This is a genomic window from Arthrobacter sp. zg-Y820, from assembly GCF_030142155.1.
In the GTDB taxonomy this organism is placed as follows: domain Bacteria; phylum Actinomycetota; class Actinomycetes; order Actinomycetales; family Micrococcaceae; genus Arthrobacter_B.
Genome location: NZ_CP126248.1, coordinates 32,369 through 53,609, shown reverse-complemented (window position 1 = coordinate 53,609; position 21,241 = coordinate 32,369). Strand labels below are relative to the sequence as shown.

Below are 21,241 nucleotides of genomic sequence, written 5' to 3'. Positions count from 1 at the left end.
TTGTGAAGGCTCGTATGCCGGTAGCCACTGTGCGCAATCGGTTCGTGACTACGGGACCTTAGTACGGGACTCTGTGCGTGGCCATCCCGAGAATTCCACAGTTGCCGGCCATTCCGACCCGATACTCGCGATATTGCGGCATGTCCTGGCATTGAGAGGCAGGCGTCCGAGTTCGGGCATGGGGAACTGATCGGGAGCTGCTAAACAGTAGTTGCGATCACACGGGCCTGCGCACGGGTCGATCTCACAGACTCTGTTAGTCAACGAAGTACGCGGAGATGATGAAGTGACAACACCACCCTTGGCGAGTCCTTTGGATCACAAACGCACCAGCTCTCGCTGTGCCAAGTGGGGAGTCTGGGAGTAACAGAATCTGTGTTTGGGCTGGGAGCTTCCCGGTTTACTTGGTTACCTCACGCTGAAAGTCTGGAAGGCCGAAAGTTCGCGCTGGAAAGGACGCCACCCGGCCTGACGATCCAGGCATTCCTGTAATCAGCGGTGCGGGGGAGGGGCAGGGAACCAGACCCATGACTGAGACGGGACACACCGGCGAAGCATGTCTCGTTACCCATGCCCGTTTGATCCGGGGAGTAGCTCGAAGGCGTTGCAGTCAGGGGCCCGCGCCTTTACTTCTTTTTCTTGGCCCCGGGTACAGAAAAGCCCGCCGGTAGGACTAATGATGCCGGCGGGCTGAACGGTGTTACTTCTGCTTGGCGGCTGCAGCTTCCCGGGCGAGCACAATGATGCCCAATACTGCGGTCGGGAGCCCTCCGGCGAGGGTAAAGAGAGCAGCTCCCGGGAACCAACTGTTCCAAGCCATGAAGGCGTCGATAGTGATCAGCCAGACTGTCGATCCGAGCAGCATCGTGGGGATCTCACAGGACCGGCGGCGGTGCTTGGCCATGATCATGATTCCGAGTGTCAACGCTGCAAGGGTCCCAATCAGGTGGAAAAAGATTAGGAATCCAATCAACGGGGGCGTGTAACTGGAGATCGTGAACAGCATCGCAACGAGCATGAGCAGGTTCCAGAAGCCGAGGATGATTCCGAAGATTCCGGCACTTATACGCAGGCCGGAGGATGGCGGACGCTGAACCGGGGCGTTGTAGGGCTTCTGGTAATAGATGGACGGCGCTGGCTGGCCGGGCGGTGCCTGAACATAGACGGCCTGCTGTCCCGGTTGCAGGTAAACGAACTGAGGTGCAGGCGCTCCGTTGGGTTCAGGTGGCGGTGGTTGAGTGTCCGGACGGTTCTCCATGGTGGCCTTTCGAGACTTATGGCCGTCGATCGGCACGAAAGCAGATCATACCTGCTTCCGGGAGCCCTAACTTCAGGCGCCGGGAGGTCTAAAATGATGATGGATGACCCCATAGGTTTTGACCCGCACAAAGTCGCGCTCAACGGTGTCACAAACCCCAACCCTCCGCTAGCTGGACACAGCGGCCAAACACCTGCCAACTCAGCCGTCCCCTACCAACGAGAGATAAAACGCGGCGGCGACCGGGGGCGCTGACCTAAGTAGTGTCTGTTTAGCATCCATGTCCGGCATGTGGGCGGCGGCAGATTCGGGGTTACTCAAGGCCGGTTGCGGTGGGCAGGTCCAGCCCGGCTTCTTCTTCGTAGAGGACGTTGGCTTCTACGTACTCTCGGATGCTTGCGCCGGTAAGAGTCTTCTGAGCTGTTATGCCGTCCTGATAAAGACTCATCAAGTAGTCCTTCCCATCGGTCGCCACAACGGCATCGCCGACGACAGCCGTAAATTCTTCGAAGTCAAGGAAGGCCTCTTCGGCTTCCCGGAAAGCGCTCTGACAGGATTCCGGCATGGGCGGCGCGGGTTCGGTGATGAAATTGGTGTGAGTGACCGGATCCGAGGTTGGCGCTGCCACGAACCCGATAACCCCTCCCGTTAGAGAATCCCCAGGGTCCCTGCGGCGATTTTGGTGCGGCTGGTCGATTTCCCTTGCCATGTCCGGGATTCCCGCAGGCGACGCGGGCGGAGACACTTTGGCCTGGGATTCCGTTTGGACGTTGTCTCAAGGTGTTCGTCTTGGATCCCGTGGTTGTAAGACACGACCCCGAGAAGGCTGATCGTCGGCCCAGTTCCTAGCCGATCTGCATGCGAAGCGAAACGTCAATACCGGTTTCGGCACATGCCCGCGGCTCAGTCCTCAGCGAGGTGGACCGGATGTCATGTCGGGCGACCCGAGCAACATTTTCCGCATGGATTATGGATAAACTCAGGCTCGCATCGGTAGAGCATAGCCGGGCTAGCCACGGTCTGGCTCTTGACGAGAATCAGCCCAGCAGGGAAGACGCCTGGCAGCTGAGGCACATAGCCAGGCATGGGAACTATCGTCACTGAGTACGAAATGCCGTAGTGCTTCCCTACGGAGGCGCCGAGGCACAGGGCAAATGCGGGAGTGGAGCGGAGCTCTGCATCCCCTCGCCTCCACCGTTACAACTACCGTGCTCGGCATTAGCAGGAGAATCACCCACGAGCGTGCGAATGCCCTCGGTTGGGCAGCGCGGAAAAACTTGCACCCGTGAAGGGGAGGGAAAGGACGACTCCGGGTCAAACGCAATGCATACTAAGCGAGCGGGCAGTGCAGTTCAACAGCTCTCACTGTTCCAATTTAAAGTATGGAAGATCTATGGGCCGAAAAGTATGGAGGATTCCTGCATGTGGAATTGTCTTGTCCGTCCTGAAGGTCAGAACCTAGCTTTGGCCCCCTAAGTAACCTGGTTTTCGAACCCTTCCCAGCAAGGCGGTATCCCCATGACCTCAACGTTGAGGCGAATCGTTTCCCTGATGGCTACAGCGGCAGTGGGCGCTACCGCACTAACCTCTTGTGCGGGCAGCAATGCCGGCCCCACGATTGCGGCTGGAGATGTACTCCTTGAGGGAGAAGAGCTGATCGCTGCGGCTACCGACGGGGAGCTTTCGTTCTACTGCGCAGCTGCTCCGGCTGCGTGCGAAGCGATCGCTGAGGGATTCGAGGCGGAGTATGGCGTCTCGGTAAATGTTCTTCGTTCCACCAGTCCGGACCTTTCGTCACGGTACGCCTCCGAAAAGCAGTCCCGAGCCAGCACCGCGGACGTCCTGCTCCACTCGGACATCCAATTTATCGCGGCTGGGTTGGAGGAAGGGCTGATTACCTCCTTCGAGGAAGCAGGGTACTTGTCTGACGAGTTTCCCGCTGAATGGGTTGCTAACTCCAGCGGAATCTCTGGCACTCCGTTCATCTCTGAGGGCATCGGTATAGCAATCAACACAGACCTGGTCAGCGAACAAGACCGACCCAAGGATTGGATGGATCTGGCCGCCCCCAAGTGGAAGAGCAAGATGACCGGACCTGCCGCAGTTGTCTCTGGCTACCCGCCACTATTGGGCACGCTTTCGGACCATGTTGACGGACTGATCGAAGGACTCAGGCCTCAGGAAATCGTCGAGAATGACGGCGGCATGGTCTCGCTGACCGAGGCGCTGGGGGCCGGACAACATCAGATCCAAGTCCTCGCTAGCCCCGTTGTCGTGGGCGCCGCCCAGGAAAAGGGCGCTCCACTTGACTTCATTTGGCCTAAGAGCGGAGTGACGGGACCGGCCTTCGCCTACACCCTCAACCCAGAACCGGCGAATGCGAATGCACAAAAGCTCTTCGCGCAGTACGTCACTTCTCCGGAAGCCAGCGAAGTCCTCGCGAGCATCAGCGACGGATACGCAGCCGCTTACCTGGACTTGAAATTTGATTATTTCCCACCAAATTTCGAGTACTACATGAAAGACGGTATGCAGAGCGTCATTGACGCGATGGGCGGCGAGTGACATCGCATTGGTTCCCTCGGTTTATCGGACATAGTTGAAAGGCGCGGCGACGTGACACTCCTAACCCCACCCAAACCTGACACCACCCCGCCGGTCAGCGTACGACGCCGACAGGTGATTGCGCCGGCCAAGATCGTCGTCCTAGCTGTAAGCGTCGTTGTCAGCTTGCTCATTGGATACCCACTTCTCCGAGTGCTGACTGGAATCTTCTGGGTCGACGGGAAGCTCAGCCTGGCAGCCATTTCGGAAACGCTTGCGTTACCGGAACTGGGCGAGATTCTCTTCGACACCGGGGTTGTCGTGGTCAGCGCCGTGGCGCTGGCCATGGTCATTGGATCGGTCTTCGCTTGGCTCAATGAGCGCACTGACGCCAGGATGGGCCTGCTCACCGATATCCTTCCCATCGTCAATTTCCTCATGCCCGGTATCGCCACAGCCGTGGGCTGGTTACTGCTGCTCTCTACGGAAGCTGGGTACATCAACCAGGTGATCCGGGGCATCCTCAACACATTCTTTGGGACGGATATCCAGACGGGCCCCTTTTCGGTCCACAGCTACTACACCGTCATCGGCGTGTACACGCTGACTCTCGTTCCCTTCGTGTACTTGGTCGTCTCGGCCGGACTGCGCAATCTCGACTCTAGGCTCGAGGAATCCTCTCGCATGAGTGGCGCAGGCGTTATCCAGACACTGAGACGGGTGACTCTGCCCGCGCTGCGGCCGAGTCTCTTGAGTGGCATGTTCCTGGCAGTCTGGTTCGGTTTCGCTATCTTCTCAGTACCTGTCGTCCTAGCCGAACCGGGGGGGATCAAACTTATCTCAGTGGAAATCGTCAACCTGCTCACGGAAACCTACCCAGCTGAAACGGCACCTGCCCTCGGTCTCAGCTCCGTCATTCTGGTAGCCCTAGGCATTATCTGGGTACTGCAGCAGAAGTCCCTCGGCGGGCGGCGGTCGGCGACCCTCGGGGAAAAGGGTGCCGGCACGGGGCGGATTAAGCTGGGTCGACTACGAAACTGGGCCCGAGCATTCATGCTCCTCTATCTGGCGGGGGCTGTCGTGCTCCCCTTAGGCGCACTCGTCCTAGTTACGCTGAATGGGTTCTGGGGAAAGCCCCGATGGGGAGAACTATCCCTGACGCCCTTGTTCGAAGTGCTGTCCACAGCAGCGAACCTCGATGCAGTCTTGAACAGCCTTACGTTCGCCGTCGTGGTTGCAACCGTCACCACCCTGATCGGGGCTTGCATGGCTTGGGCGGCGGTTACATCACCCGGTCGTTTGTCGGCGGCAGCTGCCACTATCGCAAAGGTACCCGCTGCGGTCCCGCCCATCGTCATCGCGGTTGGCATCGTTCTCGCCTTCGGCGGGACCCCGTTCTACTGGGGCGGTTCAGCCCTGATCTTGATTGTTGGATTTTTCATCGTCTCCATGCCTGAGGCATCCATTACTTCCGAGGCGGCCCTCGGGCAGATCGGTCGAGAACTGGGGAATGCCTCGTCTCTGTCCGGGGCATCCCCCTTGCGCACCTTCCGTTCTGTCTACTTGCCGCTAATGATGCCCGGTCTCATGGCCGGCTGGGCCTTAATGTTCGTTCGCATCATGGCAGACGTGGAAATGTCGGTTCTCCTGGCTAGTACCCAGACTCCAGTCATCGGATTCCGTCTCCTCGGCATTTACCAGGGCGGGGGGGGTTATGCAGAACTCGCAGCTCTCGCCTTGTTTGTAACGCTCGTATCCATGACCATGGTGACCCTCGCCCTGGGCACCACCGCCGCCCTGCAGCGTCGGCGGAATCGTTGAAACCTACAACCAGCCCTGAGGAGTGCCTTCCATGACAGTCGTAGCGGCCACGGCCAAGACATCGATGAATACTGCGAACGCAACACAGCCCACTTTGAGCATTCGTGATCTCAACAAGGTCTTCCAACGCAAGGGCGGTGGGACTGTATCTGCGATCGCTAACACCTCGATGGAGGTGGCCCGTGGAGAGTTCCTCGTCCTGTTGGGTTCCAGTGGATGCGGCAAAAGTACGTTTCTACGCACAATCGCGGGCCTGGAGCATGCAGACAGCGGGGTTATCGACAGCCACGGGGAGGTGTGGTACTCCTCCGCTGACAAGATTGCGATTCAGCCGGAGCGCCGCAACATAAGCATGATCTTTCAGTCATACGCCTTGTGGCCCCACATGACCATCTTCGATAACGTCGCGTACCCCCTGACTACAGAACGCCCGAAGCCATCGCGTTCGGAGATAAAGGAGCGGGTCATGGAAGTTCTCGCTCTTGTCGGAATCGAAGAATTGGCGCATCAGTATCCAACGCAGGTAAGCGGTGGCCAGCAGCAGCGAGTGGCCTTAGCTCGCGCGCTTGTCCGCGGCTCTGAATTGGTCCTTTTCGACGAACCATTGTCCAATGTCGATGCACGCGTCCGAGACCAGCTCAGGGCGGAGATCCGCTCCATGCAGCAGCGGCTGGGCTTCACAGCGATCTACGTCACCCACGATCAAGAAGAAGCACTGGCTATCGCTGACCGAATCGCCGTCATTGACAAAGGCAAAGTTGCTCAACTCGGGACGCCCCGCGAGGTCTACTTACAGCCGGCGAACGTGCGGGTGGCCCGCTTTGTTGGGAAGCTCAACGAAATCGGGGGAGTCATCATCTCCACGACCGACGAGGGCGCTCTGACGGTCCGAACAGAAATAGGCGACATTGTCGCCGGGTCGGCCGAGGACGGCCTGACTGTCGGCGACGAGTGTGTTGCAGTCTGTCGCCCGGACCGCATGAGATTCAGCAGTCCAAACAGCGACGAGGTGAATCTCTTCGATGGGACCATCAAGAGCTCACACTTCTTCGGATCATTCACCGACACCCATTTTTCGATCGGCTCCCGTTCCTTCCTCCACCTCGAGATCGGTGACAAACCGCTGCCGATCGGCGAGAGAGCGCTGATGGCAGTCTCACCGTGTGATGTTCGAGCGCTCAAGCCGATGGCTTAAGGAATTCGATCCCGAAAAGGTCTGAGCGATGAAAGGAAGTCAATCTTGCGCGGTGTGGTATTCCCTGGCGACAGCACTATTGAGTTCATTGATGTGCCGGACCCTGTGGCGGGAATCGGAGAAGTCGTCATCGAGATCAAGGCCTCGGGGCTATGCGGAAGTGACCTGCACTTCTATCACTACCGAGCAGCGCCCGGGGTGAATCGACATCCACGCGTCGCATCGCCCAGTGGTCGGATCATCGCCGGACACGAACCCTGTGGCGTGGTGGCAGAGGTCGGCCCATCCGTGGATCCTGCCTTGGCATCCGTCGGGGACCGAGTCATGGTGCACCACTATTGGGGCTGTACCCGCTGTCGTCACTGTCGCATCGGGTGGCCACAGATGTGTGAGACACAAATGCCCCGGATGTACGGAATGACTGACCACGGTGCACATGCGCCCTTCCTCAAGGTACCGGCAGCGACTGTCATTCCCATGCCTGAGGACCTCTCCTTCTTGGCGGGGGCGGCCATATCGTGCAGCGCTGGTACGGCCTTTGAAGCACTCATGCGCGTCAATCCTTCCGGCAAGGACACCATCGCAGTGTTTGGCCAAGGGCCGGTCGGACTGGCAACAAGCCAGATCGCTGCCGGTCTGGGGGCCCGTGTTATTGCACTCGATGTCAATCCGGAACGCTTGGAATTAGCCAAAAGGATAGGCGCGGACGTGGTCCTGAACCCCGACAAAATTGATGCCGCGGAGGCGCTCAGGGACCTGACCGGGGGGAGAGGGGCCGACTATGTCATCGAGACATCCGGCGTCTCATCGGCGAGGTCGGAGGGCATCGATGCCCTCCGGCCCTGGGGGAAAATCCTGCTCCTGGCCGGTGGATCGGCCTTGGAATTCGGCGACGTCGACCTGATCACGACGCGCCAGATCGGCATTGAGGGATCGTGGACCTTTTCCAGCGTCAGCCAGGCTGAATGCGCCCGCTTCGTCGTGGAGAAAAACATTCATCTGGACGCCCTCTACACCCATACCTGGTCCATAGAGCAGGCTGCAGAAGGTTATGAACGTTTCGCGAAGCAAACCGATGGAAAAGCTGCACTGGTGTTCTGAAAGCACACAGAAGAGTGAGTGCGTTCTTCGACGCAACTACCTAAGCCCAATCACATAGCGCCACAACAGAGGAGAACCCATGAAGTTGGGCATATTCAATGACAACCGGATCGGGCTCATCGTCGCCGATCAGACTCTCGACATCACTGCCCTAGTCGCAGATCTTCCCGGCGATACCGGTCGGGGATGCCTTCAGGGAGTCATCGCAGCAGGAGACCTCTCGTCGATTCTCTCCGCAGAGCGACTGGCCACTGCGCCGCGGGCTCAGGGAGACATCCAGTGGAAGACGCCGATCTTATACCCCTCCAAGATCATCGGTGCCCCAGCCAACTACCGCAATCACGTGGAAGAGATGGGAAACCCCACCACCATTGAACAGTGGGGGCTGTTCCTGAAGGCCACCTCATCGATCATTGGTCCGGACGAAACGATTCATTTGCCATACAGCGACGTCCGGACCGATCAGGAGGGCGAACTCGCCGTCATCATCGGTACAAAAGCGAAAAACGTCCGGCCCGAGAACGCCCTCGACTATGTCTTCGGCTACAGCTGCATTCTCGATATCACTACGCGGTCTACAGAGGACCGTTCCATGCGAAAGTCCTACGATACGTTCACGCCGCTCGGTCCCTACATCGTCACCGCTGATGAAATCGCGGACCCAGACAATCTCCAGCTTCGCTGTTGGGTAAACGACACGCTTCGCCAGGATGCCAATACGTCGGCCATGATCTTTGGTGTACGAGACCTCATCGCGTATGCCAGCTCGGTGATGACGTTGCATCCCGGGGACGTCGTAGCCACGGGAACACCGGAGGGCGTGGGAGGCCTTATCGACGGGGACACCGTCGTCGTAGAAATCGAGAATGTAGGGACTCTTTCTGTCGCTGTCTCGGCTGAGCACGCAGTGCCCTACGCCAGCCGCCCTCGAGCCGGGAGTCGAAGAGAAACCTCCTTACAATCTCAAGCAGTAAGCGCATAGAGGCGACCACTGAATGCCTCTCCCCACGAGCTCAGAGACCACCACTGCTTCGATTCGTGATTGGTTCTTCGGTGCGCGACCGCAGACGCTACCCGTCGCCGTGACCTCCGTCTTAGCCGGCACTGCGATTGCCGCCACAGCCGGGGCGGTGTCATGGCCGAAGGCGGCGCTGGCACTGATCACCGTCATCGGTGTGCAGGCGGGAGCAAACTATGCCAATGACTACTTCGACGGTATTAAAGGAACTGACAAAGTAAGAGTGGGCCCAGCCAGACTCGTTGCCTCCAAACTCGCCCCTCCCCGGCAGGTGCTCCTTGCCGCCATCCTCTGCCTCGCCGTAGCAGCCGTCTCTGGAATAATCCTCGCAGTGACCAGCGACAGCCGGCTACTCATCGTGGGCGCTGTATGCCTCATCGCAGCCTGGACCTATACGGGCGGGCCTAAGCCCTACGCCTATCTAGGGCTGGGCGAAATTATGGTGTTCCTGTTCTTCGGCCCAGTCGCGGTGAGCGGAGTGGTATATGTACAGGCTGGTTCACTCAATGGACTGTGGGTGACGACTCTGGCAGCTGGTACTGGTGTCGGTATCCTCACTGCGGCGGTAATGCTCACCAACAATCTCCGCGACATCGAGACCGATCGAGATGTTGGGAAGATTACTCTGGCGGGGGTCATCGGGGACAAGAAATCGCGTTTGCTTTACATGGCGTTTCTCGGCATCGCCTTAGCCTGCCTCGGGATCGTGGCGATGCAGGGATTCCCCCTTGTATTGCTCGGCCTGGTCTATCTCATCTTCGCCGTCCCTGCGGGAGTATCTGTAATCCGCGGCGCACAGGGACGAGATCTGGTGCCGGTATTGGCACGAACGAGCCTGGCAGAACTGCTTTGGGGAGCAGGACTCTTCGCGGGGGCTCTGCTGGCCTGACAGGGCTGCCGCGCCTTCAGCAGGCTTGAATTAGACTGCATCGGGCTGCCCCGTCCGCGCGGAGAGATCAGATTCAATGTCAGCCACGGTCTTGGCGATCAGTGTGTTGAGGTCAGTAATCTTGTCGCGGCCAAACCTCGAGGTCGGCATTGCGACGGAGATGGCAGCCAGAACGTTTCCGTCGGGAGCACACACAGGCTGGGCGATTGCCGTAACTTCGCGCTCCGTCCGTTTCCGCTGATCGTTGATCGCGAAGCCGCGGCGTCGGACAGAGGCCAATGATTTCTCCAAGGCATCGAAGCTCTCACCATCGAAATCTGGCGCCTGGATAAGTCGTTCCCTCAATTCGCCTTGTCTGAGAGCGGCTAACAAGACGCGCCCACCAGAGAGATCCCATGCAGGAAAAAGCAGACCGTCCCTGTCGCCGACTTTAAGGAGATGAGTGGATTCGACCGTGGCCACAAAACGGACCTGGGCGCCAGAAAGAACCTGCAGGCTGACCGTCTCCTTGGTCATGTCCCGGAGGGCTTGCAAATGGCTTATGGAAACGGCTCGAAGCTCGGCAATAGCCGCGGTAGCCATCTCGATGGAACGCATCGCCGGGCCGGCATTGTAGCGTCGGGCTTCGTCCTGTTGCGCGAAGCCCCGGTAGACGAGCGTCGAGAGCAGCCGATGGGTCGTCGACCGCGCAATCCCCATACGATCGGCGAGATCTGAGCTGCGCATGGGACCTTCTTGCTGCAGGAGCAACGCCAACCTGAGGGCGAGGTCGACGGACGAAACAGGATACGTCGGCTTATTTGCCATGACAGACCGGACTTTCGTTGGTGGGAACCGTCGGGAGATTCTCGAGGATGGAATCTTCTGGATCGTTCTGTGGAATCAACCTAGCGTATTTTAGCAGCGGCCCGCATTCGAGCTAGCTTCAAAAAAACCTTGACTCCCGTAGGTCCATTCCTGAGGGGAGTAACCAGAAAGCGAGGATGACATGTCAGTTTCCATAGATAAGCCCGAAGTCACCAGTGCGTTGGACGAGTCCTTCTACGCTCGCGTCAAGGACGCAAACCTGGTGCCACTGTGGCGCGTCCCCGGGACCGACGCGCCCGAGCCGGAACCTGCCGAGGTTGCATGCCTGTGGCGCTATGACGAGACCATGTCCCTGCTCGATGAAGCGGCCGCAGTGCAGCTGGGTGGGGAGTCTGACCGGCGGGCGCTCAACGCGGTGAATCCCGCCCGTATGTGGGGCACCACTCAGAGCATGGTGGCGGGTTACCAGATGGTGCTGCCGGGCGAGACCGCGCCGGCGCATAGGCATACGCCCGCGGCGATTCGCCTCATGCTCTCCGGCGTTGGGTACACCACGGTTGATGGGGAGGCGGTCAAAATGGAGCCAGGGGATCTGGTGCTGACACCGGGCTGGACCTGGCACGATCACCGCAATACTGGGCATGAGCCCATGGTGTGGCTTGACGGGCTCGACGTGCCGTTTGTCCGGGGTATGAACGCACAGTTCTATGAAGAGTTGGCTGACAAGCAGCTGCAGCCCCTCACCGTGCCAGAAGACGCCAGCCAGCGCAGGTTTGGAGCGGGCATGATCCCCAGCGACGAACCTGCAAGCACTCAGCACTCGCCGCTCACAAAGTACCCCTACTCCGCAACGTTGGCGAGCCTGGAGAGACTGCGCACCGTCAAGGGAGATCCAGAACATGGCGTGTCGATAGACTTCATCAACCCCCTCACGGGTGAATCCGTCCTTGCAACGGTCGCCTGCAGCATGTCGCTTCTTCCGTCCGGACGCTCGAGTCAGCAGCGCCGCCACACTTCCAGCTCGGTGTTCTGCGTAACCCAGGGGGAGGGGTACTCGATTATCAACGGTACGCGCTTCGACTGGTCCGACAAGGACTTCTTCGTCGTCCCCTCGTGGGCTTGGTATGAGCACCACGCAACGAGCAGTGAAGACGTCACACTCTTCTCAATGAGCGACAGACCGATGCTGGAGCCGTTTGGCCTGTACCGCGAAGAGATTCGATGAAGAAGCCGGTCAACAACCAAAGCAAGACCACTAGGAATGGAGTCACGAGATGAAGGCAACAAATCAGGACCTTCCGCAGGCTGTGGTCGTAGGCGGCGGTATCGGAGGCTTCACAGCAGCGCTTGCACTGGCACAGCGTGGCCTCCAGGTCCAACTACTTGAACGAGCACCTGCATTCAAGGAAATAGGTGCCGGGCTTCAGGTGGGCCCGAACGCCGCACGCGTGCTCAAGGACCTCGGGGTGCTGGATTCAGTCCTGCAGCGAGCCGTCCTACCGCGTCGGTTTGCCATCCTGGATATTCATTCCGGCAACGAGCTGTACCATGCCACATTTGGTGAGACGCTCAGCAAGCGCTACGGTGCCCCATATGCCGTGATGCACCGTCACGACCTCCTCACCGCCCTGATGGATGCAGCAAGTTCCACCGGAAGGGTCGAGACCATCCCGGGGACTGAGATCGTAAATTTGTGGCAGGACGAAAACAGCGTGACCGTTTCCAGTCTTGACGGACGCACGTACACCGCAGACGTGCTGATCGGAGCAGACGGCCTTCGATCCGTCGTCCGCAGGCATGTACTCGACGACTCCGAACCGCTGATGTCCGAATACGTTATCTACCGAGGGCCGGGGCCACGTCCAAAGGGGATTGAAGATGCGGTGACGCTCTACACGGGTGATGAGATGCACATGATGCAGTACCCCATGGCCGGCGGCGAGATGGTCAACCGTGTCGTGTCGTTCCGCAGCACAGAAGGTGCCCCTGGTAGCGAGACGTGGGGAACCCGTGAGGAACTGCTGGACCGCTTCAGTGGAGCCTGCGCTCACGTCCGTGATTCTCTCCAGACCCTGGATCTTAGCCAGAAGGGAGTGCAGTTCGATCGCAAGCCGATGGCAGGGTGGACGAATGGTCGTGTCACGTTGCTCGGCGACGCCGCGCACCCCATGCGCCAATATCTAGCACAAGGCGCCGGCCAAGCGATGGAAGATGCGGTCGCGTTGGCCGATGCGCTGGCTGATCAGCCTGGGAACATCACTGGAGCGCTCCAAAAGTACGAAAAGGAGCGGTATCCGCGCGCAGCAGCCGTCCAAATGAATACTCGATTCTTCGGAGAAATGGCCCACTTGGGAGGGGTCGGAGCCATCCTTCGAAACTCCTTCTTCAAGAAGCTTCCCCACGACAACTTCGATCTGGCCGAATGGCTCTACGGAGACGGCAGCGTTCCGCCGCCGCTTCCGCCTGCTGATGTACTCGACCGCCTGTATGCACCCTTGCGGCAGGCCAATCCTAGCCCAGTCACCCTGAGCGCCTGAGGGACAGTGGAGGAAACATTGTGAACGAGAGCATCACACTGGCCTGCGGGCCGTACGACAGGACCGCCGCCCTGGCCGATGGCAGGGTCACTGTGCAAGGGGTCAACCTGAACTACCTGCCCCTCGGAGCTGAAGAGATTTTCTATCGAATGGCAAGGCACGCAGAGTTCGACGTGGCAGAGATGTCACTGTCGTCGTACGCCCTTAGCGTTCGCCGGGGCAAACCCTTCACTGCGATCCCGGTCTTTCCCTCCAGGACATTCCGGCATCACGGCGTCTACGTCAGGGCAGACAGCCACTACAACACACCGGCTGAGCTCAGGGACGGAACGGTCGGCATCCCTGAATATCAAATGACCGCGGCGGTATGGATTCGCGGCATCCTCCAAGAGCATCACGACCTCCCTGCCAACTCCGTGCGCTATAGAACAGGCGGGTTGTTGGCCCCGGGACGGATTGAGAAACTCCGCATCGAAGTTCCGGGGGTGGAAATCAGCCCAATCGGGGAAGACGCGACGCTATCCGCCATGCTCGAGAGCGGTGAGATCGACGCGTTGTACACAGCACGAACGCCCAGCGGCTTCGGCGAAGAGGGAGTCAACATCAGGCGGCTGTGGGCAGACCCAATGACCGTTGAAGCGGACTACTTCAGCCGCACCGGAATCTTTCCGATCATGCATACCGTCGTCATCCGCACGGACGTCTACGAGCGGAAGCGGTGGCTCGCCAGAGCCCTCATGGAGGCATTCGCAGAAGCTAAGAGTTTGGCAATGGAATCATTGCCCGAGGTCGTTGCACTGTCGAATCTCCTGCCCTGGGGGTACCAGCAAGCCGAGCATGTCCGCCGTCTCATGGGTACAGACCACTGGCCCTATGGCATCAAGGAGAACCACGCATGTCTAGAGACTTTCCTGGGCTACATGTATGAGCAGCGGCTCATCGATGAGCCCCTGACCCCATCGGATATTTTTGCACCAGAAACCCAAGAAGCGTTCATTATTTGACTCACCGAAAAGAGGATGCGATGGCGTTCATTCAGCAGCTGCGGGACCTCACAGGGCGGCCTTTCGAGTCAAGTGAGGGCATAGCCTGCGGGGCGGCGACGGGCTGTGAGCACTGCCCCCACTGCCCCAAGGTGCAAGCAGTCATCCCGTTCTCAACGTCCAATCCAACGGAAGAAATCAAAGAAAAGGTCGAGCCATGAGCGAGTTCCAAAAGCTTTTCTCACCCATCTCCATCGGTGGGCTGACAGTCCGCAACCGCCTCATGTTGACCACGCACAACCCCAAGATGAGCGAGCAACGCTATCTCAAGTACCTGGAAAAGCGGGTTCAGGGAGGGGTGGGATTGGTGGGAATCCCAGTCCTCTCCGAGGCCATTTCGACCCCATACTTTGTTTCCACGGGCTGGCTCGACCATGTCGGGGTTGATGACCTCGACGCCGGCCCGGACCCGGAGACCGCAGAAGGGGAAGCCTTCTATGATCGGCTGCTCCTTCCGAAACTCAGGGCACGGGCGAAGATTGCGCATGACGCGGGGGCAGTGGTTTTTGGGCAGGTGGCGAACCGAGGGGCGATCCGCCTGCCGGAGACGTTCCAGGTCATGGTGTCTCCGAGCGGCAAGCAGGATCCGCACGTCCGCACCCAGCCCAGGGAGCTGACCACAGACGAGGTGGGACGTGTCATTCGCCTTTTCGGCCGGGCCGCAGCACGGGTTCAGCGCGCAGGGTTCGATGGAGTGGAGATTCACGCCACCCATGGATATCTCGTGGAGCAATTCCTTTCGCCCTCCACCAATGTGCGCTCCGATCAGTACGGGGGATCTCTGGAGAACCGTCGACGCTTTCTTGACGAGATCATCGAAGCGATCCAGCGGTGCTGCGGTGAGGAATTCCCCATCGGTCTGCGGATCAGCGGCCGCCAGGCACGCCAGGACGGACTCTCGACCGGAGACATCGTCGCCATCGTTCAGGCCGTCCAGCAGCACCTGGCTTACGTCAACGTCACCGCCGGAACCATTGGAGCCCTCGAGAACGGTGTCGGCCTTCCCTACGTCGCGTCCTCCTACCTCGAGCCAGGGTTCAACGCCGAACAGGCCAAGCAAATCAAGGCTGTGGCAACCGTTCCGATCATTCTCACCGGCCGCATGAATGCCCCCGAACTTATGGAAGGCGCTCTCACAGAGGGCATGGCCGACATGATCGGCATCACCAGGGCACTCATTGCCGATCCAGAGTTCCTGCATAAAGCTCAACGGGGCGAAGCGCACAGCATCCGAAAGTGCATTGGCGTCAACGAGTGCCACTTCTCAGACCGGGTCTCCGCATGCCCGGTCAATCCATGGGCCGGTCGCGAAGACGAACTGGCCGTACCCACCACCTCGACCTCAAAGCACGTCGTCATCATCGGCGGCGGACCGGCGGGCATGATGTGCGCCCGAACCGCGGTCCAGCGGGGTCATCGGGTCACACTGTTGGAGAGGAGTGACCAGCTAGGAGGCAAGGTGCGCCGCCTCGCACGGGATCCTAGTCGAAAGGAAATGCTCTCGCTCATCGAGCGCCTGGAACAGGAAATCAGAGATGCTGGGGTGGACGTGCGACTGGGTGTGGACGCCACACCCAGCTTGGTGTCTTCTCTGGATGCTGACGCTGTGGTCGCGGCCACCGGTGCTCTTCCGGCGGTGCCAGACCTCCCGGGCCTGGTAGAAACCAGGACGATGACAGCGCTCGACATCCTTGATGCTGATCTGGAGGATATCGGGGATTCCGTGCTTGTCGTTGGTGGTCTCAACGACCACGTCGCACCCATGGCCGCAGCGGAGTTCCTTGTGGACGCCGGCAAGACGGTCACGCTGGTCTCGGAATGCTTCGTCATTGGTCAAGGCGTGGAGCCATCCATTCTCCACCTCCTGACTGAACGTCTCCTCCAAAAGGGCGTGACCATGATGGCGAACACCGAACTGGTCGCACCGAAGGACCGGCTGGAGCTCTTGAACACCTTCTCTCGCCACAGCGAGCAGATTTCAGTCGACGCCGTGGTCTTCGCAGCTGCTCAGGAAACCGTCCATTTCCCTGAACTTGAGGGCGAATTTTACCGCATCGGAGATGCACTTGCTCCACGCAGGATCGTCCATGCCACCTTGGACGGAGCCAGAACGGCGCTTCGCCTGTGACCGGCCAACCAGAGGTGGTAGCGGCTTCCATCGACCACAGCCATGTCTGGATGCAGTACGGAACAAGGGAGTTCCGTGAAAGCATTTCGCTCCTGGAGCAGGCGGGACCGGGCGCCTTCAGCGCCCCGTCCCGGTTACCAGGCTGGAACCGGAAGCAAGTCATCGGGCACCTCGCCGCCAATGCCGACGCCGTCGGCCGTCTGCTCCACGGGGCACGAACAGGGGAACCGACTCCCATGTACAGCTCGATGGAACAACGCGACGCAGACATCGCTGAGTCAGCTTCACTACCCAGCCGCCGGCTCATTGCCTGGTACGACGGCTCGGCGGACGAGCTTAGCCAAGCCATGGAACAGCTGACACCCGAGCAATGGTCAGCAGAGGTTCGAAACGCTGTTGGTCAACCAATCCTTGCCGCGACGATCCCCTGGCTACGCGCCAGGGAACTGCTCATCCACCTCGTTGACTTAGGAACAGGGCACACTTTTACAGACCTTCCGGAAGACTTCCTCCGGACACTGGTTGCAGATGTAGCCGCCATGCGAAGCACCCTAGGCGGCGGCCCGGCTTTGTCTCTGAAAGCGAACGATCAGAAGGGCTCATGGATGATCCAAGGACCCGGCCCAAGAGAGGTGGTGGTTGGTCCGCTGGCCGGCCTCGCTGCCTACCTGACCGGTCGCAGCCACGATGACGTGCGCAGCTGTGGGGGAGGAGCCGCGCCCGCACTAGAGAGGTGGATCTAAAGCCTCAACCTGGAGCTCCAGCGTCGTCGCTATAAGAACTCTCGAACGAGCTGCCCGAGCTCGAACAGCACGGCAGGGAAATCTGAAACGGCCGAAGTGAAGCGCAGCAGGGCCCCACCCTGCATCTTGCCAGGGACCGACCATTGGGGCCTCTGCTTCCTTGAAGCATTACCTATTTGTTGCAGCGTCAAATCCCTTGGACGGTGGAGAGAGTTACTCCCCAGTGATCAAAAGTACGCTGCTGATAATCAGATACATGCCGCGTCCAAGGTGACGATCAGCCAGCAGACCGTTTATCCACCCGGATGGCGACGCTACCTGGACCTACCAGCGCGAGAAGGACTCCTGATTCACGCCCATTCCTCCCCGGAGCATTTGACCCACCATGTCATCAGGCCACGGTTGCACAGCCAAAAGCCGTAGAGAACCCGAGTACTAACAGAAGCTTGGAAGGAGCAGGCGGCGAACTAGACCAGGCGTCTCGCACGGCGCCATTCCAAGACTTCCAGCCGTGTGCGGGGCCCTTGCCGTGAGTGGGGAGAGCCCGCGGCAAGAAAACGATTCCCCATTGACTTGTGCCAGCGCATTAGGATCGGTGCCCAATAGCAGGAAGGTACCAAGAACCATGACTGGGGCACAGCGCCGACCCCGAACAAACTCTTGGCCGCAAGGGCCGACCAGCGTGCGGCGGCCCTTGCAGCTCCCAAGAGTTCAGCAATACGCCCCAACGGGATAGAAATGAGAGCCGAGGCCGAAAGAAAATGGTTACAGGCGACGGTCGGCACCTGCCCGGGCTTCCAGGCAACCGCCGTGACGACGGCCAGCTTTCACGGCACCATCATTACTCACCCGCGGTGCAAACCCGCGATTACTTCCGGTAGCGATCCCCGTGGCGAGCCTTCAGCTGGTCCTCGAGATACTGGACTGCGTCCGGGGCCATATCCGAAACGGGGACCGGCTCGTTTGTGAAGGTGTCGTGGCGGTCTTCACCCCGTACCAGGGTGGCAGCCAGCTTTTGGTTATCCACGCGGGGGAAGGGACGCATGTAACGGACTGCCAGACCAATGCGCCGTTCGTCGCTGGTGCTCGGACCCGAGCCGTGGAACATGAATTGGTGATGCAGGGAGAACTCCCCGGGCTCGAGTTGGATCGCTGTCGCGTCTGCTTCGTTCACTTCGACGGCGATCTCCTGCCCCTGCGAGAGCATGTTCGAATCGTCATTTGTGAACTTATGCTCGGCCATTTCAGTGTGGGTCCCCTTCACTACCTTGAGGCAACCGTTCCCAAGAGTGCTGGGGGCCAAAGCAATCCAAGCGGTGATGAACTCAGCTCCGGGAGGGATTGCCGAGAAGGGAGCGTCCTGATGCCAGGCAATGAACTTCGGGTTGTGAGGCTCCTTAATGAAGAAAGAGGAACCCCAAACGTAGATATCCGGGCCCAAGATGCCCTCGATAACGTCAAGCACGGGATCCAGACGAATCAGGTCTTGCACCCAGGTCAGCGCGAGATGGGCCTTCGAACGCAGGATATCCCCGGCCCGATCACCGTACTCTGCCTCAAAAGCCTCGAGCTTGGCCCGAAATTCGGTTGCCTGCTCCGTGCTCATGGCCCGGAACGGGAAGAGGAACCCATCGCGGGTGAATGCGTCGACCTGATCCCGGGAAATTCCAGTTGTGACGGTCATTTGTCTCTCCTCATTTGTAGTGTTGGTCGTTCGATCGGTATTGCTAGTCAGGACGCGGTGAATCCGCCGTCCACGGGTAGAGTGACGCCGCTGATATATGAGGCAGCATCGGAAGCTAAAAACGTGATGGCGTTGGCGATTTCACCGGGTTGGGCGAATCGGCCCGAAAGATGACGGCGCCGCAACGAGTCCTGTTTCTCGCCGGCTCCGCGGGATACGATCCGTTCGGTCATGGTCAGTGCGGGGCACACGACGTTCACGCGTAGTCCCGCCTCACGGAACTCCACGGCTAACTGCCGGGTAAAACCGATGAGCCCGGCTTTAGTGGTGGCGTAGCCCATGGCATCTGCTTGACCCCGGAGCCCATGGATCGAGGACACATTGACGACGGAACCTCCCCTGGGCGCCTCCAAGAGGCGGGGGAGGAGGCGCTGCGTGAGCCGAATTGATGTAGTCAGATTAAGCGATACCATCGCATCCCAGTCCTTCATCGTGACCTCGGAGAAGGAAGCCCGGCGATTCACGCCGATGTTATTCACCAGAGACTTGAGGGGTGCGGGAGCAGCGGCAACAGCCTCATCGACGCGGTTCAACGTCTCGAGGTCCTGCATGTCGCCTACAACAGCAGTAATCTTTCCGGTGCTCCCTTCGACGTTGCCGGCGACTTGCCTCAAGGAGTCGCCATCCATATCGATGGCAATCACGTGAGCCCCCAGTTCGGACAATTGCTTCGTAACGGCGGCACCGATGCCAGCCCCCGCGCCAGTGACGACGACAGTTGTGCCCGTGAATCGCAACAAATCAAACATCGGGCTCCTGCTTTCCAGCTAGTGCGGGTAGTACTGAAGAAGCTATCAGCGCGAATGAGAGATTCATCACAAGTTCTGCAGGATGGAATCGATGGTTCTCCAGAGTGCGCTGTAGCGGGACGCCCATCGTTCGTTTATTGATCACCCGGGGAACCCACTTGCAATTCAGCCCATAAAGGTTCACCTCGGGCATTGAGGCCCGCTTCCTTCCAGCGCGGATTAGCTGCGAGGCTCCTCGGTCTGAAACTCGCCATTAGGGCAAGCAGGACGGACTTCCCGAATCGGCAAAGGCATCTCAGTGGTTGACCGGGACGATCGAAAGCCTTCAAATGAATCTGGCGTTTAACGCCATGATGCGTTTGAAGGAAGTGCTCACGCACCATTCGCAGCTGAGGGCACCATGACGTCACCGGTTAGAGGCGGATGTTTACTCCATGAGTCTGAATGATCTTTCTGCGGCCGCGCGGGAGCTTGGCGATCGACCGCCCAATGCAACGCCAATAAAAGCTAGCAGCAGGCGACAGGCGGTGATTGCTGGCCAGACTGGTCGTCGTAAACCCAACCGGACGCGGTAGCTTTCCGGAAGGGAGGATACGGCGCCGGCAAACAAGATTGGATATACCAGCCGCGCTGCGAAAGGAAGTTGAGGCCGTCGAAGGTAGTTCACGAGGTCCGTGACTCGGTCGTCAGTAACCAGTTCAGCCATGAAACCATCCATCTCGATGGCAAGCTCATCGACTGTGCGCGGCGGATTTTTAACCCCCATAAGCTCTCCTGCCAACGCCCACTCGTCCACATATTGGTCAGGACCACCGGGCATATCTCCTCCCCAAATCTCATGAGCCCCAAGAAAAGCAGTCGTAAAAGCGTTGTGGACCCACCGCACCAGGTGTGGATCGTTGGCTGAATAGGAACGCTCTACTCCGCCGCTGTCGACATAGTGCCCAGTGACTGAATTGTGCATACGCCGAACGGCTGCTGCACCTGCGTCGGCCATGGCTCGGTCCCCGAAGGTAGTAGTTGCCATCCATTGGATGGTCCGGTTCAATCGACCCATCGTGTCCTCGCGGTAGTGGGAATGGTCATGTACCCCCGCCAACGCCCCAGGGTGCAGCGCCTGGATCAACAATGCGCGGATGCCGCCCACAAAGGTCGACAGCCCGCCATTCACCTCCCAAGCGGAGCTGCCGGGTCCAAAGTACCCATCGTCTGTTCCCTCGCGGATGCGGGGGATCCACGGTGCGGCAGACTCGTCATCGAGCCTGCGCCGCCAATGCACGCCCGTAAGAAATTGTCGTCTCATCATTCTCCTCGCCGAAGACTGAGTAACCCACTGTGATAGCGAAACAGGAAGGCAGATTGCCCAGGTCGAAGCAGAGCTCCTCCGATAAGGCTGAAGAGACACATGATAGCCCCACTCAATAATGATTGGAGCAAATCTGAAATCACAGACTCCGTAACTGAGGCGGCCTCGGGAGCCTAAAGTTGGGCGCGGAGGGCTTATAAGCCAAGCCTCAATCAGAGAGAGGTCCCTGGGTCGCTGCCTGGGCAGCAGTGGAAAAACACCTCCACAGCTAAATGGGTCTGAAGACCCCGGCACCTGTCGGGGTCTTCCTTGGTCGGAACCTAGGAGGGTTGCATGAGGAATCTCCACAATAATGGGA

Annotated in this window: 17 protein-coding genes; 11 read left to right on the top strand and 6 right to left on the bottom strand. The window is 59.3% G+C overall.

The features are described 5' to 3' along the window. Positions 1-700 precede the first annotated feature (700 nt). A complete protein-coding gene (locus tag QNO08_RS17415; RefSeq protein WP_229968258.1) occupies positions 701-1,294 on the bottom strand; it encodes a hypothetical protein in 594 nt (197 codons plus the stop codon). 277 nt (positions 1,295-1,571) lie between these two features. After that, the gene (locus QNO08_RS17410) at positions 1,572-1,886 is read right to left on the bottom strand and encodes a hypothetical protein (protein ID WP_284155667.1); all 315 of its coding nucleotides are present in this window, start codon (positions 1,884-1,886) and stop codon (positions 1,572-1,574) included. 890 nt (positions 1,887-2,776) lie between these two features. On the opposite strand from QNO08_RS17410, the gene QNO08_RS17405 reads away from it, so the two are divergent. From QNO08_RS17405 to QNO08_RS17380, 6 genes are all read left to right on the top strand, one after another. Further along, positions 2,777-3,823: an ABC transporter substrate-binding protein gene (locus QNO08_RS17405; RefSeq protein WP_229968262.1), complete on the top strand. Its 1,047-nt coding sequence runs from the start codon at positions 2,777-2,779 to the stop codon at positions 3,821-3,823. Between the two features lie 51 nt (positions 3,824-3,874). Continuing rightward, complete coding sequence (locus QNO08_RS17400; protein ID WP_229968264.1) at positions 3,875-5,623, top strand: ABC transporter permease; 1,749 nt, start codon at positions 3,875-3,877, stop codon at positions 5,621-5,623. A gap of 31 nt (positions 5,624-5,654) precedes the next feature. After that, positions 5,655-6,818: an ABC transporter ATP-binding protein gene (locus tag QNO08_RS17395; protein ID WP_229968266.1), complete on the top strand. Its 1,164-nt coding sequence runs from the start codon at positions 5,655-5,657 to the stop codon at positions 6,816-6,818. Positions 6,819-6,872: 54 nt separating this feature from the next. Beyond that, positions 6,873-7,919, top strand: a complete 1,047-nt coding sequence (locus QNO08_RS17390; protein ID WP_349774915.1) for a zinc-dependent alcohol dehydrogenase family protein — start codon at positions 6,873-6,875, stop codon at positions 7,917-7,919. A 79-nt stretch (positions 7,920-7,998) separates the two neighbouring features. Beyond that, positions 7,999-8,901, top strand: a complete 903-nt coding sequence (locus tag QNO08_RS17385) for a fumarylacetoacetate hydrolase family protein (protein WP_229968271.1) — start codon at positions 7,999-8,001, stop codon at positions 8,899-8,901. Positions 8,902-8,914: 13 nt separating this feature from the next. After that, positions 8,915-9,826, top strand: a complete 912-nt coding sequence (locus QNO08_RS17380) for a 1,4-dihydroxy-2-naphthoate polyprenyltransferase (RefSeq protein WP_229968273.1) — start codon at positions 8,915-8,917, stop codon at positions 9,824-9,826. Positions 9,827-9,856: 30 nt separating this feature from the next. Here the strand turns inward: QNO08_RS17380 and QNO08_RS17375 are convergent, their stop codons facing one another. Continuing rightward, positions 9,857-10,633: an IclR family transcriptional regulator gene (locus QNO08_RS17375; RefSeq protein WP_229968275.1), complete on the bottom strand. Its 777-nt coding sequence runs from the start codon at positions 10,631-10,633 to the stop codon at positions 9,857-9,859. A gap of 181 nt (positions 10,634-10,814) precedes the next feature. Between QNO08_RS17375 and QNO08_RS17370 the strand changes: the two genes are divergently transcribed. The 5 genes from QNO08_RS17370 to QNO08_RS17350 all read left to right on the top strand — a co-directional run bounded on the left by QNO08_RS17370 (position 10,815) and on the right by QNO08_RS17350 (position 17,084). Continuing rightward, positions 10,815-11,858: a cupin domain-containing protein gene (locus QNO08_RS17370; protein WP_229968277.1), complete on the top strand. Its 1,044-nt coding sequence runs from the start codon at positions 10,815-10,817 to the stop codon at positions 11,856-11,858. Between the two features lie 49 nt (positions 11,859-11,907). Further along, positions 11,908-13,170 carry an FAD-dependent monooxygenase gene (locus tag QNO08_RS17365; RefSeq protein WP_229968279.1) on the top strand — a complete coding sequence of 421 codons (1,263 nt, stop codon included), beginning with the start codon at positions 11,908-11,910 and terminating at the stop codon, positions 13,168-13,170. 20 nt (positions 13,171-13,190) lie between these two features. Continuing rightward, complete coding sequence (locus QNO08_RS17360; protein WP_229968281.1) at positions 13,191-14,174, top strand: substrate-binding domain-containing protein; 984 nt, start codon at positions 13,191-13,193, stop codon at positions 14,172-14,174. A gap of 196 nt (positions 14,175-14,370) precedes the next feature. Further along, on the top strand, positions 14,371-16,341 hold the full coding sequence (locus tag QNO08_RS17355; RefSeq protein ID WP_229968283.1) for an FAD-dependent oxidoreductase: 1,971 nt from the start codon (positions 14,371-14,373) through the stop codon (positions 16,339-16,341). Between the two features lie 50 nt (positions 16,342-16,391). After that, positions 16,392-17,084, top strand: coding sequence for a maleylpyruvate isomerase family mycothiol-dependent enzyme (locus QNO08_RS17350; protein WP_229968285.1), 693 nt, complete (start codon positions 16,392-16,394; stop codon positions 17,082-17,084). Positions 17,085-17,952: 868 nt separating this feature from the next. Here QNO08_RS17350 and QNO08_RS17345 read toward each other — a convergent pair. The 3 genes from QNO08_RS17345 to QNO08_RS17335 form a co-directional block, all read right to left on the bottom strand. Next, complete coding sequence (locus QNO08_RS17345) at positions 17,953-18,768, bottom strand: phytanoyl-CoA dioxygenase family protein (RefSeq protein WP_229968286.1); 816 nt, start codon at positions 18,766-18,768, stop codon at positions 17,953-17,955. Between the two features lie 47 nt (positions 18,769-18,815). Further along, positions 18,816-19,577 carry an SDR family NAD(P)-dependent oxidoreductase gene (locus QNO08_RS17340; protein WP_229968288.1) on the bottom strand — a complete coding sequence of 254 codons (762 nt, stop codon included), beginning with the start codon at positions 19,575-19,577 and terminating at the stop codon, positions 18,816-18,818. A gap of 427 nt (positions 19,578-20,004) precedes the next feature. Further along, entirely contained in the window at positions 20,005-20,880 is an 876-nt protein-coding gene (locus tag QNO08_RS17335; RefSeq protein ID WP_229968290.1) for an oxygenase MpaB family protein, read from the bottom strand. Between the last annotated feature and the right edge of the window lie 361 nt (positions 20,881-21,241).

What these genes read in the sequence shown, in the direction of transcription:
- QNO08_RS17405 (WP_229968262.1), top strand. Translation starts at nt 2,777, where the DNA reads ATGACCTCAACGTTGAGGCGAATCGTTTCCCTGATGGCTACAGCGGCA.
- QNO08_RS17375 (WP_229968275.1), bottom strand. Translation starts at nt 10,633, where the DNA reads ATGGCAAATAAGCCGACGTATCCTGTTTCGTCCGTCGACCTCGCCCTC.
- QNO08_RS17370 (WP_229968277.1), top strand. Translation starts at nt 10,815, where the DNA reads ATGTCAGTTTCCATAGATAAGCCCGAAGTCACCAGTGCGTTGGACGAG.
- QNO08_RS17355 (WP_229968283.1), top strand. Translation starts at nt 14,371, where the DNA reads ATGAGCGAGTTCCAAAAGCTTTTCTCACCCATCTCCATCGGTGGGCTG.
- QNO08_RS17395 (WP_229968266.1), top strand. Translation starts at nt 5,655, where the DNA reads ATGACAGTCGTAGCGGCCACGGCCAAGACATCGATGAATACTGCGAAC.
- QNO08_RS17345 (WP_229968286.1), bottom strand. Translation starts at nt 18,768, where the DNA reads ATGACCGTCACAACTGGAATTTCCCGGGATCAGGTCGACGCATTCACC.
- QNO08_RS17335 (WP_229968290.1), bottom strand. Translation starts at nt 20,880, where the DNA reads ATGAGACGACAATTTCTTACGGGCGTGCATTGGCGGCGCAGGCTCGAT.
- QNO08_RS17365 (WP_229968279.1), top strand. Translation starts at nt 11,908, where the DNA reads ATGAAGGCAACAAATCAGGACCTTCCGCAGGCTGTGGTCGTAGGCGGC.
- QNO08_RS17380 (WP_229968273.1), top strand. Translation starts at nt 8,915, where the DNA reads ATGCCTCTCCCCACGAGCTCAGAGACCACCACTGCTTCGATTCGTGAT.
- QNO08_RS17385 (WP_229968271.1), top strand. Translation starts at nt 7,999, where the DNA reads ATGAAGTTGGGCATATTCAATGACAACCGGATCGGGCTCATCGTCGCC.
- QNO08_RS17340 (WP_229968288.1), bottom strand. Translation starts at nt 19,577, where the DNA reads ATGTTTGATTTGTTGCGATTCACGGGCACAACTGTCGTCGTCACTGGC.
- QNO08_RS17350 (WP_229968285.1), top strand. Translation starts at nt 16,392, where the DNA reads ATGCAGTACGGAACAAGGGAGTTCCGTGAAAGCATTTCGCTCCTGGAG.